Here is a 17334-nt window from a genome sequence, read left to right as displayed (position 1 = left end):
GTGGCAGAAATAATTATTATTTGTGAGAGGTGTCTCCCGTGATTAGCGTATTCGACATGTTCAAAGTGGGTATCGGCCCATCCAGTTCCCACACCGTAGGCCCGATGAAAGCGGGCAAACAGTTCGTAGAGTTGCTGGTTGAGCAGGGAAAATTACTCGACGTGACGCGGATTGCCGTAGATGTGTATGGCTCCCTCTCTTTGACCGGTAAAGGCCACCACACGGATATCGCCATTATCATGGGGCTTTCAGGTGCCGCGCCCGATACGGTAGACATTGACGCTATTCCGGCATTTATTCAGGACGTTGAGCAGCGCCAGCGTCTGCTCATTGCAAATGGCCAGCACGAGGTGGATTTCCCGCGTGAAGGTGGCATGGTGTTCCGCAGTGACAACCTGCCGCTGCATGAAAACGGGATGCGCGTGCTGGCATTTTCCGGTGAGCATCTGATCCTGAGCAAAACTTACTACTCCATCGGCGGTGGATTTATCGTCGATGAAGAGCATTTTGGCAAATCCGTACTGGATGAAGTCAACGTGCCGTGGCCGTTCAATTCGGCGAAAATGCTGCTCAGCCACTGCCAGGAGACCGGGCTTTCTCTGTCTGGGGTAGTGATGAAAAACGAACTGGCGCTCCACAGCAAAGCAGAAATTGAATCCTACTTCACGCAAATCTGGCAGACCATGCAAGCCTGCATCGATCGCGGTCTTAACACCGAGGGCGTACTGCCTGGCCCATTACGCGTGCCGCGTCGTGCCGCCTCATTGCGCCGCCTGTTGGTCTCCTCCACCAAACACTCCAGTGACCCGATGAACGTCATCGACTGGATCAATATGTTTGCCCTGGCCGTGAACGAAGAAAATGCCGCGGGCGGACGTGTAGTCACTGCCCCCACCAACGGCGCTTGTGGCATCGTTCCGGCGGTATTGGCCTATTACGACCACTTTATTGAAAAAGTGACGCCGGAAATCTTTATCCGCTACTTCCTCGCTTCAGGGGCCATCGGCGTGCTGTATAAAATGAATGCGTCCATCTCCGGCGCAGAGGTGGGTTGCCAGGGTGAAGTGGGCGTGGCCTGTTCAATGGCTGCCGCTGGTCTGGCGGAGTTACTCGGTGCCAGCCCGGAACAAGTGTGTGTCGCCGCCGAGATCGGCATGGAGCATAACCTTGGCCTTACCTGTGATCCCGTCGCAGGCCAGGTGCAGGTTCCCTGCATTGAACGCAATGCTATCGCTGCTGTAAAAGCGATCAATGCGGCACGTATGGCACTGCGCCGGACCAGTGAACCTCGCGTTTCACTGGATAAGGTGATCGAGACCATGTATGAGACCGGTAAGGACATGAATGCCAAATACCGCGAGACTTCACGCGGTGGCCTGGCGATTAAGGTCCAGTGCGACTAGTGACAGTGTCACGAAAAGTAATTCACTTACCTGAGGCAATATTCAAACAGCCAGCGCTGTCACATTGCCCGCAAACGCTGTAGATTGTTGTTCCACGTGATCTTTTCAGGTCACGTGGTCATCGAAACCACTTTATTTCGCAGCATGGCTAAATTTGCGACGTGCCATGCCGATAACTTTTCCGTCAGGTTGGTTTTTTTTTATTGTCTTTGGAAGGTGGTTACTGATGCACATGGCCCAGCAATCTGTTGGCAAATTTCGCCGTCAGCGTTTGCTGATCGCGCTGGTCGTTGCCGCTATGGTGCTGCTGCTGACGCTGACCTTCCGCTTTGTTCAGGCGCGTTCAAATATCGAACAGCGCTCACAGGACTTTGCCAACAGCGCTATCGATCGCTTTGACCGCATGCTGTCGCCACTCGACGTTTCCGCCAGCAATACTCTGGGTCTGGTCGGCGTGCCCTGCCAGAACGTCCGTTTTCCCCTGATTGAAAAAATTGCGGCGCTGCAAACGGTACGCGCCGTGCTATTAGTGGATCAGGACACCATCTACTGCTCCAGCATTTACGGTGAACGTAATCTTTCCTTCAGCCTGGCCTTTCCTGAACTGGCGCTGAACGGTCAACGCATGCTGTTGACCACCGACGCCTGGCTGCTGAAAGGATCGCCGGTTTTACTGCTCTGGAATCCCAAGTCGCTGGATAATCGCTCCGGTATCGTGCAGATCGTTAATATTGAGCTCATCAGCAATTACCTGCTGGTGCCAGAGCTGCCCTGGGTCGAGCGCGCTATTCTCAATGTGGGCAATGAGAGCCTGGAATACGGTAATCCGCTGATTGAAGGCACGGTGCCCGCAGAAGATGAAGTGAAATTTGAGCAAGCCTCACTGCGTTATCCCTACACCATTACGCTGTATGGCCCCGCACCCTGGCGATTAGCACTGGCAACGCTCCCCGAGCAACTGCCGCTCGCACTGCTGCTGAGCCTACTGTTTGGTTACATCGTCTGGATGGCAACCGCCAACCGTATGAGCCTGAGCTGGCAGATCAATTATGGCATCGGTGCCGATGAATTCAGGGTGTATTGCCAACCGTTAATTGATGGCGGCAACGGTGAGTGCGCCGGGATTGAATTACTCCTGCGCTGGCATAACCCTCGTCACGGCTGGGTCGCCCCGGATGTGTTTATCCCGCTGGCAGAGCGCCACAACCTGATTGCCCCTTTAACCCGTTTTGTGATTAGCAAGGTGGTGGAACAGCTGCCGCAGCTGCCACAACGTAGCGATTTCCATATCGCGCTTAACGTTGCCGCCAGCCATTTTCGCGACTGCGAAATTGTGCATGACCTGGAAACATTGTGGTGGCCAGCCGAGCCAGTCCCCAGACTGGTGCTGGAGTTAACCGAGCGTGATGCGCTGCCGGTGGTGGATCAGCAGGTTGTAGCGATGCTGCATAAAGTGGGCGTGCAACTGGCAATTGACGACTTTGGCACCGGGCACAGTTCGCTGTCCTACCTGAAAGATTTACAGCCCGATATCCTGAAAATCGATAAAATTTTTACCGCAGCGATCGGCACTGATGCGATTAACGCTACCGTCACGGATATGGTGATTTCGCTGGCCCAGCGGCTCAATATCAGCCTGGTGGCGGAGGGGGTAGAAACCGCAGAGCAGGCAGAGTATCTCCGCCTGCGCGCTGTAGATGTTCTACAGGGCTACTTTTTTGCCCGGCCAATGCCAATAGAAGATTTTTCGTTCTGGCTGCGGCAGTTCGAGATGCAGCGCAGCCAGGTGAACATGAACAGTGCCAGCGCCACACAGGGCACGCTGGCTTAACACTCAGAAGAACCCAAGCGGCTGGACGCTATAGCTCACCAGCAGATTTTTGGTTTGCTGGTAATGGTCGAGCATCATTTTGTGGGTTTCACGCCCGATGCCCGATTTCTTATACCCGCCGAAAGCCGCATGGGCCGGATAGAGGTGATAGCAGTTGGTCCAGACCCGTCCGGCTTTAATCGCCCTGCCTACCCGATATGCACGGTTAATATCCCGCGTCCACACCCCAGCGCCAAGACCATAGATAGAATCATTGGCAATCGCGATCGCTTCAGCTTCATCCTTAAAGGTGGTGATACCCACAACGGGCCCAAAGATCTCCTCCTGGAACACCCGCATACTGTTAGTCCCTTTCAGTAGCGTCGGCTGAATGTAGTAACCGCTGGCGAGCGAGCCTTCCAGGGTTTCTACTGCTCCCCCGTGCAGCACTTCTGCCCCTTCCTGCTGCGCAATCTCCAGATAGGAGAGAATTTTGTCGAATTGCTGCTGTGAAGCCTGAGCACCAATCATCGTTTCAGTATCTAACGGGTCACCCCGCTTAATGGTTTTCACCCGTTTCAATACTGCCGCCATAAATGGCTCATAAATGGACTCTTGTACCAGTGCGCGTGATGGGCAAGTACATACCTCACCCTGGTTCAGGAAACCTAACACCACGCCTTCTGCCGCTTTCTCAATAAAACTCTCTTCCGCCTGCATAATATCTTCAAAGAAGATATTCGGAGATTTACCACCCAACTCCACGGTAGAGGGGATCAAACTTTTGGCGGCCAGCTCAAGAATATGTCCGCCGGTGGCGGTTGAGCCAGTAAAGGCTACCTTTGCGATGCCTGGATGCGAAGCCAGCGCCTCACCCGCCTCTTTGCCGTACCCATGTACGATATTTACCACCCCTTTGGGCAGCAAATCCTGAATCAGGTCGACAAACAGCGTAATCGACAGCGGGGTCTGCTCGGCGGGTTTCAATACCACGCAGTTACCTGCCCCTAACGCCGGAGCCAGCTTCCACGCGGCCATCAGCAGTGGGAAATTCCACGGGATGATCTGCGCCACCACGCCCAGTGGCTCATGAAAATGATATGCCGCCGTGAACTCATCGATTTCAGCAGCACTGCCCTCCTGAGCACGCACACACCCGGCAAAATAGCGGAAATGATCCACGGCCAGCGGCAAGTCCGCCGCCAGCGTCTCACGCACCGGTTTGCCGTTATCCCAGGTTTCATTCAGGGCCATGTACTCGAGGTTTTGCTCCAACCGGTCCGCAATTTTCAGCAGGACCAGGGAGCGCTGCTGTGGTGATGTTTTGCCCCAACTGTCTGCCGCAGCCTGTGCCGCATTGACCGCGAGGTTTACGTCATCACCATCGGATCGCGGAAACTCACCAATGGTAGAACTGTTGATGGGTGAGGTGTTGACGAAATAATTCCCGTTGACGGGGGCAACGAATTCGCCGTTGATGAAGTTGTGATAGCGCGCTTGCAGTGTAATCAGGGAACCCGGCTCTCCCGGTGCAGCATAACGCATGATGTCTCTCCTTCAGGCTTGAATTTAACAACCACAAAACATGCAATTAACATGGTGGATAAATACCAGCTTGTCAGATCGCCTCTGCGGAAACTGTGAGCGGGATGGAGGAAAAACGTTATCGCTTCGGGCCGGAAAATTCTGAGTTTAGGCCGCATGACGCAAATAGACGAAACTTGTCCCGGCATCGTGGTCAATATGGGAGAGATCATCAACAAGGAGACCGGCATGTTAGCTTCCGCTTTCACTATGATGCGTGCCAAAGCTGATTTTGTGCAGCAGTTCATTCGTAACCCGCGCGCGATCGGCAGCATTACACCATCCTCTGAAGCACTGTGCCGAGCCATGACAGATGCCGTTAATCTGCAACGTCCGCTGCGTATTGCAGAATTAGGAGCAGGAGACGGCGTACTGACCCGACAAATCCTGCTGCGGATGGGGTCAAAATGTCAGTTGGATGCGTTTGAAATCAGCCCAACGCTGGTTGAGAAACTGCATCAGATTAACGATTCCCGCTTGCACGTGCGGGCTTGCTCGGCAGAGCTGCTGAGCGGTGAGTATGATGTGGTATTTTCCGGCTTGCCGCTGCTCTCGCTAGCGCCCGCTTTGCGTAACACTATCCTGGCCGCGGTACACGATGTACTGGGCGCCCATGGGGTGTTTGTCCAGTTCCAGTACACATCCCTGACGCAGCCGGATCTGTCGCGTTACTTTACCTGGCAACGCCAGCGAGTGTTAAAAAACGTCCCGCCGGCGTGGGTTTATCGCTGCACCCGTCACTACGCGCCCTGAGCCGCGCTCACTGGGCGCGTTTGCTGCCAAAAGGCTTCAATCAACGCACGTGCCCAGTCTTTGCCCTGCACGTCCTGGCTTTCGTCGAGAATACCGGGCGGCGTGCAGGCAATCATAATGCGACGATCAAATTCTGGGTGGAACTGCACTGACAGCGCCTGTGGGCTGTAGCGCAGGATCTGGCAGCCATCGCTAGCGGATGCCGCCAACACCGTCGCGTTCGACGGCGGCACCAGCACCGACTGCCGGTGAGACAGCCAGGCACTGAACTGAGCGGGGAATGCCGCCAGCAGAGGATCTTGCTGAATGGCTGGGGCACTGACTAACGGTAACAAACCTCGCTCCCAGCCGTGCGGATTATCATCCACCTTTCCGCCTAGCGCATAGGCCATCAGCTGATGCCCATAACAGACGCCTAACAGCGGCAATTTTGCATCCACCGCCGCACGTACCCAGGCCGCCGTGCGCTCACTCCATTCGGCATGATCCGTCACCATCGCCCAGGAACCACTCAGGATAGCGCCACTGACGCTACCAAATTCCGGCAGCGATTCACCGAGATCCGGTCGCACAATGACATACTCATCAGGCTGGAGTGCTAACGCCTCAATAAACCACTGCGACTGTTCGCCAATTTTGGCGGCGACATGTGCGGGAGGAACTTCAAGTTGAATTAAAGCCAGGGGTAAAGCCGTGCTAGCGGTCATACGTGCAGGTGTCCTCGTCTCAGGTGCGATGCGAATCTCAGTCTGCCAGTAAACCTACAACCTGTCTTATCTTTTTCCTGAAAATGGTGCACAGTTTTTTTACTGTGGGCACAGCTAATCCCCCTGGTTCATGTCAAGATAGGCTTATCATGTCGTCACTCGCACAATAAGGAACTGCTGTGGCAACCCGGCATTTTTTTCTGATTTTACTGGTGGTCTCGCTGTGGGCATTTAACAACATCGCGGTGAAATGGGGCCTGTATGAACTGCCTCCGCTGTTCCTCACGTGGATGCGTTTTGTCGTTGTTGCTCTGCTGCTGGTGCCGTTTTGTCGTATTAACCGCCAGCAACTTCCCTGGCTTCTGCTGCTCGGCTTTACCTTTGGCTTTTTGCATTTCTCGCTGCTGTTTGTCGGCATGCGCTACACCGATGCGGGCACCGGCGCAATAGTGGTGCAACTGGGCACCCCGATAGCCATGTTGCTCGCCATGGTGGTGTTGAAAGAGAAACTCCGTCCCATACAGCTGTTCGGCATTATGGTTTCTCTTAGCGGGGTTGTGGTCCTGGCAGGCAGCCCGACGATCCCGGCCTGGTGGGTGTTGCTGATCTTGATCTGTAGCGCAACAGGCTGGGCTATCAGTAATCTGATCGTGAAAAAATCACCGCCGATTCCCCCGCTTACCATGACGGGCTGGATCGCGCTCTTCGCCTTGCCGGTGGTGGGTTTGGCCTCACTGACGCTGGAGAGTGAACAACTGGGCGCACTGCGTCATGCGGGATGGCACGGCTGGTTTGGTATTTTCTACAGTGCCATTGCTTCTTCGATTGTGGCTTATACCCTGTGGTACTGGCTGTTGAAAAAATATAACGTCAATCTGATCATGCCCTATTCGCTGCTGACGCCGGTGCTTTCGGTCATCATGGGGATTTTATTCCTCGGTGATAGCCTGAACAGCTTCAAGATTTTGGGCGCTGCACTGGTGGTGCTCGGCACCGCCATCGCGGTCGTCAACTTGCGTAATTTGCGGATGCACGCGCGTTTTCCCCGCCTGCGCCGCCGCTAAAATCCCCTGCTCTGCTCTGCGGCAGACTCAAAGGAGCCAAAATGGACCGTTTACTCGCACAGTCGCTGTGGCAAGAGATGAACACAGCGCTCTATCCTGACACTCAGCCCCGTGCCGTTCCCCTCTGGCAGGAGCCGCAGGGGTACGCTTCCGCCTTTGCGGTGAGCGAGTTGGCAGCCACCTCTATCGGCCTCGCCACCCAGGCGGTGGCGGAGTTGATCGCATCACCTCATGCGGTGAGTGTGAATGTGCGTCTCGCTTCACGCTGGTTTAGCAGTAGTTTTAAGCCGCTGAATCGCCCCCCTGCCGAGCTGTGGGATGCGTTCGCGGGCGATTACGCAGGTGCTGACGGCTGGATCCGCCTCCATACCAACGCGCCACACCATCGTGCGGCGATGGAAGCGGTATTGGGCAAAAGCGACCATCGCGAGCAACTGGCCGAACGGGTTGCCCAGTGGCGCGTGGAAGAACTGGAGCAGCTCATTGTTGAGGCTGGCGGCTGTGCCGCAGTGATGCGCAGTGCTGAGGAGTGGCAACGGCACCCGCAGGGGCAAGCAGTGCAGCAGGAAGCCCTGATACAGTGGCACCCTGCGCCAGCGGCGAAGAAACCGCACTGGCTACTGCCTCCAGCCCGCCCGCTGTTGGGCATCAAAGTGCTGGATTTAACCCGTATCATCGCCGGTCCGGTGGCAACGCGTTTTCTCGCTGGGCTGGGAGCAGAAGTGCTGCGCATTGATCCCCCTGGCTGGCAAGAACCCACGCTGGATGAAGAGATCACCTGCGGCAAACGTCGTGCGGTGTTAGATCTGAAACGCAGCGAAGGACTACAGCATCTGCGCCAGTTACTCGCGCAGGCCGATGTGGTAGTACACGGCTACCGCGCCGATGCGCTGGAAAGGTTGGGCCTTGATGCTGAAGAGAGACAACGAATTGCACCGGGATTGGTGGATATCTCGTTAAATGCCTGGGGCTGGAACGGCCCGTGGCGCAACCGACGCGGCTTTGATAGCCTGGTGCAAATGGGCTGTGGTATTGCCGAGGCAGGCATGCACTGGAGCGGTAACCCGCGGCCAACGCCATTACCGGTGCAGGCACTGGACCACGCCACGGGCTATCTGATGGCCGCAGCCGCGCTGCAAGGCCTGCGTCAGCGGCAGATTCATGGACATGGCAGCCGGGCACAACTTTCACTGGCCCGCACCGCACATTTACTGATTCAGCACCCCAGTGTAACGCCCGCCAGTGGCATCACGGCAAAAGCCGGTGATGCACTGACCGCGCTGGAACTGACGCCTTGGGGCATCGGCGAGCGGCTGCATGCTGCCGCCCACCTGCCCGGTACAGCGCAAATATTCAGCCGACCAGGCTCACTGCCAGGTAGCAGCAACGCACAGTGGTGACGCTCAGGCGTCATCACCCTCTGCGTCATCTTCACCCTGTTCAGCTTCAATTTCTGCCAGCTCTTCGCGCATCGCCTGAATCGCCTCACGGCTCAGCGCCGCCAGAGTACGGTAGAACGGCGTAGTTGCATGTGCTTCTACTTTGCCAAGGAAGGAGCCACACCATGGCATCAGGTACTCATCAAACAGCTCGCTAAGGGCCTGGAATTCATCCGCTTCCGCATGATCTTCCAGCCAGGATGCTGCCAGCAGCAAAACACCAAAGTGGTCGGCCGGGGCTTCGCTTAATGGCATACCGCGCGTTGACAAGAAAGCGCGAATTTCTGCTTCCGGCTTGCCCTGTGGCCACTGTGAGGCATAAGGGGAAACCCGGCACTCGGTGCCAACAAACAGCGCGTTATAGTCACTCGCCAACGCCTGGGGATCGCTATCTTTTTCCAGCCGTTGCAGCAGTTCATCCTGCTCCAGTGGCCACTGCGCCCGCAGTTTGCCCTCTTTCAAGGCAGTGAACAACGGCACCAACAATGGATCCTGAGGTTGGCGGTTAAACAGAGTACCAATAACGCGACACAGGATAGAAAACTCATTCATGCAACAATGTTCCTTGAGAAAGCAGACAAAAAGAGGGGTAAACACACGCTATGCCCGCCATTAGACACGTCTCAGGCAGGAAAAGCCACAGCCTGGTGAACACCGGAGTATGTAAAGTGGCAACGTCTGCTCACACTGTACCGAATTCCGTAACGTATCCAGACTAGCGGCTTACATCTAACCCACGCATTCTCACAATCTATCCATCTTTATTTTCAGTCACCGGGCTACAATTCCGCCCCCTGGAGGTATTTATGAGATTGTGCTTTCACCCCGACCTGGCATTGATTTTGTTGCCGGTAGCCTGTTATCTGCTGTTTAAACTGATGAAGCCTTGATGACGGCAGACACCTGCCGTCACTTCAGCTCACCGACAGGTGGCAGCGCAATACTCTCTGCGTGACATCAGATCTCAAAGTTTCGCGACTATCCCTGAGGGCGGCCTCACCTCTTTACTCTCTCTTTGATGGGTTTTTTCTGCACCCATAAAAACCATCATTTATCACCTCAGTTCAATCAAGAAAATTTAGTGTTTAAAATCATAATGATAAATGAAACACTTTCGATGAATGACAGTAAATCTGCTGGAAAGTGATAAGATAAGTCGTTATCAACGCGTTAAAAACGGCTAACCTACAATGACAAACCCTCAAAACAAAAAGAAAAAAGTGACGCTCGCCGACGTTGCCGCAGAAGCCGGTGTTGGCCAAGCCACGGTGGATCGCTTTTTGAGCGGCCGTACCACGGTAAAGCCATCGACCGCCGAGAAAATTAGCCGTGCTATGGCTAAATTGGATTATCGCCCAGTGAATACCCACAGTTCGGTGGAAGCATTAACTTGTGATCGCATTTTGCCCGCCAAAATTGGCTTTATATTCCCGTCAGTCTCCGACAGCATGTACGATACGTTGCTTCATGGGCTAAAAGAAAAACTCTCCCGGGAATTTAAAAACCCACCTGATATTATTGTTTATGAATGTGATATTCAAAACCATGCTGCGGTGGCGTCATTAATTGAGACGTTGAGTCATAAAGTGGGTTATATCGGATTAGTCGCACTGGATGATCCTATCATTGGCCTGTCAATTAAAACCGCCGCTGATTCTGGCGTGAAAATCTTTACCTTATTCTCTCCTCTCGCCGATTACGGGCAGGTTGCTCACCTCGGTCTTGATGACAGAAAAGCAGGCAGAAGTGCCGCGTGGATAGCCTACAAGCTGATCCAGGAAGGTGACAATGTTGCTATATTTCAAGGCCATAACAGGTTTTTATGTCAGGAGATTTGCGAAATTAGCTTCAGATCCTATTTCCGTGAAAAGAATGTCAATATCAATATTCTGGGTCCGATTCTGACGCATGAAAAGATTGATCTGGCACGAAAAGAGACGCTAGACCTCGTCAATAAAAACGCCAAACTGGATCTGGTCTATGCCCCATGCGGTGGCGTCGTAGGCATTATTGATGCGCTGAAAGAAAATAAGAATAACACCTTCTTGATCTGCCATGGTCCGTTCCCCGGTTGGCAAGCCATGCTCATTAATGATGCCGTCGATGTCATTATTTATCATGACATTCACAGCCTGATAGAAAATATGATTGAAATCATCAATACCGAATTTCAAACGGCGACTTCGCCTCTGTTTATGCCGGTGAACTTTGAAATAAAAATGCGCGAAAATATTTAATTCGCCACCATCGCGTAATACACCTGGACCCTGCCGACCGGCCGCAGGGTTCACTCAACGCCATAGACTGAAAGCGTATACCCCCCTGCCTCACCGCCCATCGCCCTCAACTCATTGCCCCTCTTTCCCAGCAAAAATCTCACTGTTGAGACGGCAAGGTGCATAAACATCACCCATTAGCACCCGGTTGCAAATCGTCGAATTGATCACAAAAAAATTTGCAATCGGGTGCAAAGATCAAACATAATCGCAACATTAGTAGGGGATAGCCATTAACCCTCATTTTGATAGTTTTCCATCATTTAAGGCTGCAAGCGGAAATGTGTGAGCTGAACTGACGAGGCTGCGGGAGTGCCTGAGTAAAAAATGACGCAGCAAAATAGCAGGCGAATGTGGGTGGCAGCGAAAAGGCTGCCATGGCGCTAATGACAAACGCAGGGCGATGAAACCGGCATCGTTGGCTCCTGACCCTCAGGCAATTTTTTCGTTGAGTAATGTCATCCAGACACGGGATAAAAACAGATAAATATTTTATAGGGTACTGACTGCCCATTTCATCAGCTGATCAATGCGTCAGTTTTAGGGATGGGCGTTATTTCGCATCGGGTTATTTTTATGTGATTTTATTATCACAGGCAATACTGCGTCTAAATAAATGCAAGGTCGTGTTCTTTTACAGGGCGAGTATGTGAAAACATACTCATTTTTACTATGTCACAAGCATAGAGACAGTGCGGCTGGTATTTTATCAGCTCGTTGAAGGTATTATTTATGAACCGAAGAGAAGCGCTCTTTTCCTTGAGTTCAATCGTGGCGACGCTCACGGTTGCACCTAAACTTCGTGCCGAAGAGCTGCACAATGTGCCGTTAGACACTCAGCTTAATGCCGACCATACGCCACAACCTGCATGGCAAAAAGGCTATCAGGTCCTCACCGATGAGAACGACCGTAAAACCCTTACCGCCATCTTCGATCGCCTGATTCCAGCGGATAAACTGGGCCCTTCCGCCAGTGAAGCAGGCTGTATCGAGTTTGTTGATAATCAGCTGGCAGGCGACTACGGCAGCGGTGCTGCACTCTATCTTGAGGGTCCGATGAACCCACAAAATGAAGCCGCGATCATGGGTAGCCCACAATTCCTGAGTACCCCGCGTGAACGCTACTTAACCGGTTTAAAGGCCTTACATCGCTGGTCACAGGCGCACCTTAATAAGCCTTTTTTTGAACTGGAGAGCACGCAGATCGATGCCTTCCTGACAGAAATGGAAAAAGGGAAAATCGACTTAGGGGGCGATATTAATAGCCAGGCACTGTTCGAGTTAATGCTACAAAATGCGCGCGAGGGTTATCTCGCCGATCCTGTCTATGGCGGCAACAAAAATATGGCTGGCTGGAAAATGATTGGTTTCCCTGGCGCACGCTATGATTACCGTCCTTATATTGACCGTCGCAATGAAAATCTTCAATTAATCCCCGTTAGCCTGATCCCTGATAATTAATTCCGGAGCTGTAAAATGTCGTTAATAAGAAAAAAAGCGGATGTTGTCATCGTCGGCCTAGGCTGGGCGGGTTCCGTTATGGCGGAAGAACTCACCCGTGCAGGACTTGAAGTGGTTGCGATTGAACGAGGTGCATGGCGTGACACCTCAACGGATTTCCCCCCTGCCGTGGACCCTGATGAACTACGTTGGCATACCCGGCGCAAAATCATGCAGCCGATGAGTGTAGAAACCACCACGTTCCGCAATCGTAGCGATCAAGACGCCGCGCCGGTGCGTAACTGGTCTGCATTCCAGTTTGGCTGGAACGTCGGTGGTGCAGGAACACACTGGGCGGGCATGTCCTGGCGTTTCACGCCGTGGGATTTTGAAGTTGCCACACAAACCCGTGAACGCTACGGCGCAGACAAAATGAAAGGACTCCAGCTGCAAGACTGGGGGGTGACCTACAGTGAAATGGAACCGTTTTACGATCGTTTTGAACGTATTGCCGGGACGTCTGGCAAAGCGGGGAACTTAAACGGGCAACCCCAGCAGGGAGGCAATGTTTTCGAAGGCGCACGTCAACGTGACTACCCTACTCCGCCGCTCAAAGACACGCACTGGATGAGTAAGTACCGCAGTACCACGGAAAAGATGGGATATCACCCGTTCACCGTGCCAGCAGGTAACATTTCTCAGGCCTATGTGAACCCGTTAGGCGTCACCATGGGTCCATGCACTTACTGCGGATTTTGCGATTTTCACGGCTGCGGCAACTTCTCTAAATCCTCGCCGCAGGCCTGTATTCTTCCGGCTTTAATGCGCCGTAAGAACTTTACGCTGCTGACAAATACCGAAGTGTTACATGCGGTTAAGCATGCAGACGGTAAAACGGTGACCGGCGTGAAGTTTATCTCTGAAGATGGTAAAGAGGGCTTCCAGCCTGCGGATATCGTCTGCATCACCGCCTACCAAATGGATAACGTGCGTCTGATGTTGCTTTCCGGCGTTGGCGAGCAATACGATCCACGCACCGGGCGTGGCACCATCGGGCGCAACTATAACTATCAAACCTGCTCCAGCGTCACTGGCTTCTTTGATAACGAATATATGAATCCGTTTATTGGCGGCGGCGCGCTGGCGGTGCAGATCGACGATTTTAACGGTGATAACTTCGACCATAGCCAGCTGGACTTCATTGGCGGGGCCGGCATCATGGGCTTCTCCACCAATGGCCGTCCGATTCAAAACATGAATGGACTGCGCCCAGGCACGCCACGCTGGGGTAGCGAATGGAAAGCAGGCTATGCCCGCGATTACCAGACGGCAGGCACCATTTTCTGCCAGGGCACCTCAATGCCGGTGCGTGAAGCCTTCCTTGACCTCGATCCTGTCTATAAAGACCGTCACGGCCAACCGCTGATCCGCATGACCTTCGACTGGAATAAAAACGATATCCGGATGGCAAATTACGTCACCGACCGCGCCATCAATATCATGAAGGAAGTGGGTGGTCAGCATCTGGTGGTGGATAACCAGACCGAGAAAAGCTGGAACCCCTATATGCAGCACAGCTCGCACACCATTGGCGGCGCGGTTATGGGGGCAGACCCGACCACCTCTGCACTTAACCCTTATCTGCAAAGCTGGGATGCCCACAATCTGTTTGTGGTGGGTGCCTCGGCATTTCCTAACAATGGCGGATACAACCCAACGGTCACGGTGGGCGCGTTAGCGGTTCGTGCAGCACAGGCTATCTACCAGAAATACATCAATAATCCATCACCACTGGTAGGAGCATAATCATGGGAGTGAAGAAAAAGCTGGTTTACGGCGCCGCCATCGTGGTGGTATTGGCCGGATTAGGCGGCAGCTATCGCTTGTGGACAGTATTAGAAAGCTCACGATCTGCTGTCGCGGACAACAACGTCAAACTGGCTGATTTTAAGAGCAGTGATGTTGATGCTATCAAGCGCGGTGAGTATGTCATGCGTCTGGCAGACTGTGCGGCCTGTCATAATGCCTCTTTCAACGGCGGCTATAAAATCGATACGCCATTTGGTGCGCTAGAAACCTCAAACATTACGCCCGATCGCGCCACCGGCATTGGCAACATGACGGAGCGAGACTTCTTTACGGCGGTGCGTCAGGGCCGTGGTGAACATGGTTTCCTCTATCCCGCCATGCCTTACACCGCCTATGCGAAAATGTCGGACCAGGACATGCACGACTTATGGGCCTATTTCTCCACTATCGCGCCAGTGAACCATGCGGTTGATGAAAATGCGGGCATGCACTTCCCGTATAACATCCGCCTCGCCATGTTGGGCTGGAACGTCCTGTTCTTTGACAGTTCCGCCTATAAAGTGGAAACAACCAAAGACGAGGCCTGGAATCGCGGCAAGTACATTGTGGATGGCCCCGCTCACTGTAGCGTGTGCCATACCGCCCGTAACGCACTGGGCGGAGAGATTAGCGGTGCCTATCTGCAGGGTGGGAATCTCGGTAGCTGGTATGCCCCTGACATCACCCCGAATCCACACGCGGGTATTGGTGACTGGAAAGCCGGAGAGATTGAAGACTACCTGAAAACCGGTTCAAACGGCACCAGCGTGGCAGCAGGCCCAATGGCGGAAGCCGTTGAGCATTCAACGCAGTACTTCAACAAGGATGACCTGCAAGCGATTGCGACTTACTTACGTTCATTGCCGCCTTCGACGACGCCAGCGCAACCGGCGTTTAAGATGGATGCCGCCCGTGAGAAAGCCGCCGCGCTGAGCTATGAAGTGAACTGTTCCGCTTGCCATGGCTTACAGGGTGAAGGGATCACCGGTATGGTGCCCGCTTTCGCCGGTAACCGCGCGATGCAAAATGATCCGACGAATATGATCCATGCCATGCTGATGGGCGCACGTGCCCCCCATACGGAAGAACGGCAAACGGCAGCGGGCATGCCCTCTTTCGCATGGAAAATGAACGATCAGCAGATTGCTGATGTGCTCAACTATGTACGAAATGGCTGGAACAACCAGGCTGTTGAAGTTAAGGCGGAAGACGTAGCGAAGATGCGCCAGGCCGTTGATGCGAAACAGAAGCTGAAAACCCCTACCCAGCAGTAGTTGTCACTCCATGGTCTGGCACAATGCCAGGCCATGGTTTTCTGCTTTCACCCGCCATCCCACATGATGCTTTCGCTAATCAGCCATAACGGATTCGCCTGTTGTTCTGGTTTCAGTTTCTGACTCAAAAAACATCCTGTACGCCAGACAAACCCTTTCATGCCGAAAAAACAGTTTAAGAACCAGACTGACCAGAAGCAGGACTGATGACAATCGCCAAATAAAATATAAACACTACAAATCAATGCCTTACTTTGAATTTTGTACGAAAGATCACTGCACCACGCAGTGGATTATTTAACCGATCCACGATGCCGTAAAACCAAAACTGATGCAATCCCCCTTAATTGCAACCGGGTGCAAAATGTTATGATTTTGTGATCTGCCCGTGAAAGACTCACTTCTCCCGTTTACTTTATGCGCCCGTTGTTAAACATTTAGCTCACGTAACAATCAGCCAGACTTTTTTTTTGCCTGATTTTGCACCCGAGTGCAAAAATCATCACAAAGAGAATGGCATTAGATAAACAATCAGGAGTGGCTATGTTAAATGGTGAAAAACAGATTCCCCGTCCGCTGCGTTGGGGCATGATTGGTGGCGGCAGATTGAGTCAGGTGGGTTACAAACACCGTAGCGGTGCGCTGCGTGATAATACGGCTTACCAACTGGTGGCTTCCGCCTTTGACGTGGATGCAGCTCGCGGTCGCGACTTTGGGGTAAATCTCGGCCTTGATGCTGCGCGCTGTTACGATAATTATCAGCAGTTGCTGGAGCAAGAGGCAGCGCGTCCAGACGGTGTAGAAGTCGTTTCCGTGGCAACGCCCAACGGCACGCATTACGAAATCACCCGCGCTGCGCTGCAAGCCGGTATTCATGTTATTTGCGAAAAACCGCTGTTTTTCACCTCTGCTGAAGCACGCGAAATTAAACAACTGGCAGAACAAAAAGGCCTGATTGTCGGCGTCACCTATGGCTTCTCCGGGCATCCCCTGTTGATGCAAATGCGCGCCATGATCGCAAATGGCGAGCTGGGTGATATCCGCATGGTGGATATGCAATACACCCATGGCTTTAGCGCAAACGAGGCGGCTGATAAGTTTAGCGACGCGCAAAAATGGCGTGTGGATCCGAAAATTGCCGGCCCCACCTTCGTGCTGGGGGATATTTCTACCCATACTTTCTACCTCTCCCAATTGCTGCTGCCGCAACAAAAAATCGCCGCCCTGCTCTGCGATCGTCAAAGCTTTATTGCTTCACGCGCACCGCTGGAAGATAACGCCATGGTGCTGATCCGCTACCAGAATGGTGCTGTGGGCCGTATGTGGGCTTCCTCCATTAACGCCGGTGCGATGGATAGCCAGCGTATCCGGGTTATCGGTGCTCGCGCCAGCCTGGAGTGGACCGATTCTAATCCCGGCGAACTGAAATATGACGTGCAGGGTCAGCCGAATCAAACCCTGCATCACGGTATGCCCTATCTGCATGAAAGCGCACTGGCTGATGAGCGTCTCGGTGCTTTGCATACCGAGGGCCTTGCCGAATCCTGGGCTAACATCTATTTGAAATTTGCTATCGCGATTGATGCTAAACAGCGCGGTGATGAAGAGACGCTCAGTAAACTGGTCTATCCCGACATTAATGCCGGGATTGAAGGTGTGCGCTGGCTGGAAAACTGCGTACGCTCTGCGGATAATCACGCTTGCTGGGTCAACTACGAATAATCTGGGTTGAAACA

General features: G+C 53.3%; 13 protein-coding genes. 10 read left to right on the top strand and 3 right to left on the bottom strand.

The genetic code is table 11. The features are described from left to right. Window positions 1-38: 38 nt before the first annotated feature. Complete coding sequence (locus tag F3J40_RS09660; protein WP_167014117.1) at window positions 39-1403, top strand: L-serine ammonia-lyase; 1365 nt, start codon at window positions 39-41, stop codon at window positions 1401-1403. A 226-nt stretch (window positions 1404-1629) separates the two neighbouring features. Next, window positions 1630-3234 carry a cyclic di-3',5'-guanosine monophosphate phosphodiesterase PdeD gene (gene pdeD, locus F3J40_RS09655; protein ID WP_167014115.1) on the top strand — a complete coding sequence of 535 codons (1605 nt, stop codon included), beginning with the start codon at window positions 1630-1632 and terminating at the stop codon, window positions 3232-3234. Window positions 3235-3237: 3 nt separating this feature from the next. On the opposite strand, the gene exaC is transcribed toward pdeD, so the two are convergent. Then, window positions 3238-4758 carry an acetaldehyde dehydrogenase ExaC gene (gene exaC, locus F3J40_RS09650; RefSeq protein ID WP_167014113.1) on the bottom strand — a complete coding sequence of 507 codons (1521 nt, stop codon included), beginning with the start codon at window positions 4756-4758 and terminating at the stop codon, window positions 3238-3240. Between the two features lie 228 nt (window positions 4759-4986). On the opposite strand from exaC, the gene F3J40_RS09645 reads away from it, so the two are divergent. Next, entirely contained in the window at window positions 4987-5550 is a 564-nt protein-coding gene (locus tag F3J40_RS09645) for a class I SAM-dependent methyltransferase (protein WP_167014470.1), read from the top strand. Here F3J40_RS09645 and F3J40_RS09640 read toward each other — a convergent pair. Continuing rightward, the gene (locus F3J40_RS09640) at window positions 5538-6257 is read right to left on the bottom strand and encodes a glutamine amidotransferase (protein ID WP_167014110.1); all 720 of its coding nucleotides are present in this window, start codon (window positions 6255-6257) and stop codon (window positions 5538-5540) included. The two genes, F3J40_RS09645 and F3J40_RS09640, sit on opposite strands and share 13 nt — an antisense overlap. A 179-nt stretch (window positions 6258-6436) precedes the next feature. Here F3J40_RS09640 and F3J40_RS09635 point away from each other — a divergent pair, with 179 nt between their 5' ends. Both F3J40_RS09635 and F3J40_RS09630 read left to right on the top strand, forming a co-directional pair. Then, window positions 6437-7321: a DMT family transporter gene (locus F3J40_RS09635; protein ID WP_167014108.1), complete on the top strand. Its 885-nt coding sequence runs from the start codon at window positions 6437-6439 to the stop codon at window positions 7319-7321. Between the two features lie 41 nt (window positions 7322-7362). Further along, window positions 7363-8721, top strand: coding sequence for a CoA transferase (locus F3J40_RS09630; protein ID WP_167014106.1), 1359 nt, complete (start codon window positions 7363-7365; stop codon window positions 8719-8721). Between the two features lie 3 nt (window positions 8722-8724). On the opposite strand, the gene F3J40_RS09625 is transcribed toward F3J40_RS09630, so the two are convergent. Further along, entirely contained in the window at window positions 8725-9312 is a 588-nt protein-coding gene (locus F3J40_RS09625; protein WP_167014104.1) for a TorD/DmsD family molecular chaperone, read from the bottom strand. Window positions 9313-9950: 638 nt separating this feature from the next. Here F3J40_RS09625 and F3J40_RS09620 point away from each other — a divergent pair. The 5 genes from F3J40_RS09620 (at window position 9951) to F3J40_RS09600 (ending at window position 17320) form a co-directional block, all read left to right on the top strand. Beyond that, complete coding sequence (locus F3J40_RS09620; protein WP_167014102.1) at window positions 9951-10997, top strand: LacI family DNA-binding transcriptional regulator; 1047 nt, start codon at window positions 9951-9953, stop codon at window positions 10995-10997. Between the two features lie 771 nt (window positions 10998-11768). After that, window positions 11769-12497, top strand: coding sequence for a gluconate 2-dehydrogenase subunit 3 family protein (locus tag F3J40_RS09615; protein ID WP_167014100.1), 729 nt, complete (start codon window positions 11769-11771; stop codon window positions 12495-12497). A gap of 15 nt (window positions 12498-12512) precedes the next feature. Then, on the top strand, window positions 12513-14282 hold the full coding sequence (locus F3J40_RS09610; RefSeq protein WP_167014098.1) for a GMC family oxidoreductase: 1770 nt from the start codon (window positions 12513-12515) through the stop codon (window positions 14280-14282). Between the two features lie 2 nt (window positions 14283-14284). Continuing rightward, window positions 14285-15598, top strand: a complete 1314-nt coding sequence (locus tag F3J40_RS09605; RefSeq protein WP_167014096.1) for a cytochrome c — start codon at window positions 14285-14287, stop codon at window positions 15596-15598. Window positions 15599-16141: 543 nt separating this feature from the next. Next, the gene (locus F3J40_RS09600; protein ID WP_167014094.1) at window positions 16142-17320 is read left to right on the top strand and encodes a Gfo/Idh/MocA family protein; all 1179 of its coding nucleotides are present in this window, start codon (window positions 16142-16144) and stop codon (window positions 17318-17320) included. Window positions 17321-17334: the final 14 nt, after the last annotated feature.

The sequence above is a fragment of the Candidatus Pantoea multigeneris genome (genome assembly GCF_011752615.1).
Lineage (GTDB): Bacteria > Pseudomonadota > Gammaproteobacteria > Enterobacterales > Enterobacteriaceae > Pantoea > Pantoea multigeneris.
Note: the sequence above shows the minus strand (reverse complement) of the source record. Positions and strands in the feature narration are given on the sequence as shown.